We start from the raw sequence: 857 nt of genomic DNA, 5'->3' as shown, positions 1-857 counted from the left end.
TCGCACAGTTTTTATATGGGACGTTAGGGCACATTGTGCGTAACAATAAAAAATATACAACCTCAGACCTTTTTCTTATAAACCAAGTAAAAATGCGCATTGTTCTTTCTCTTATGATCCTTCTACAGCTATCCTGTTCAATAGTCGGACGAAACAAATCCGATTCCATACATGAAAAGGAAATAATGATAGAACTTTTGCCAATATTGGTGGAAGAGCTTTATACCGACTTTCGACTCTCTTTACCACCACCGCCACCACCATCGAACGAAAAGGACAGTGTAGAAATAATTAGGCAGTGGGAAAAGGCGTACTTTGAAAAAGTTGAAGCGATAGAAAAGGATACGTCACTAATAGTAATTGCTGTATATGATACTATTTATGAATTAGATGAAAGAGAAAGAGAAAAAATCACTTCTCATTTTAAAGAAGTTGACAGCGTTCCCAATTCTGACTATAAAACTGGGTACAAAATTGCATTGAATAAGGTTAGGAGTGATAAATTCAAATTTAAATATCGTTCCGAATTTCCTGAGGGACGGGAGATATGGAAAAAAGATTATCCATTTCTCTTCTTTGGGATTGCAACTTTTTCAAGAATACAATTTGATAAATCTGGAAATTTTGGAGTTTTGACTGCAACGTACGGATGCGGAAAATTATGTGGCCATTCTGCAACTATTTTTCTTAGAAAAGATAGTGATGGATGGAAAATTGACGAAGTTAAAATAACAGGGAATTCCTAAAAGAAAACGTGCCCTAACAGCATATAAAAACAATGCTAAAACCTGTTCCAATTCGAAACTCTGTGCGTACTTGCTGCGCCTGATTTTCCTAACGGAAAATCAAGCTCACCA

Annotated in this window: 1 protein-coding gene; it reads left to right on the top strand. The window is 35.9% G+C overall.

Annotated features, from left to right (window positions below; all coding sequences use genetic code 11):
- Positions 1–746, top strand: a 746-nt coding sequence (locus RM545_RS17455) for a hypothetical protein (RefSeq protein WP_311496566.1), incomplete at its 5' end; no start/stop codon positions are given.
- Positions 747–857: the final 111 nt, after the last annotated feature.

The sequence above is a fragment of the Autumnicola lenta genome (assembly GCF_031846515.1).
Lineage (GTDB): Bacteria > Bacteroidota > Bacteroidia > Flavobacteriales > Flavobacteriaceae > Autumnicola > Autumnicola lenta.
The sequence above is the reverse complement of the archived record's forward strand: the minus strand, read 5'-3'. Positions and strand labels throughout refer to the sequence as shown.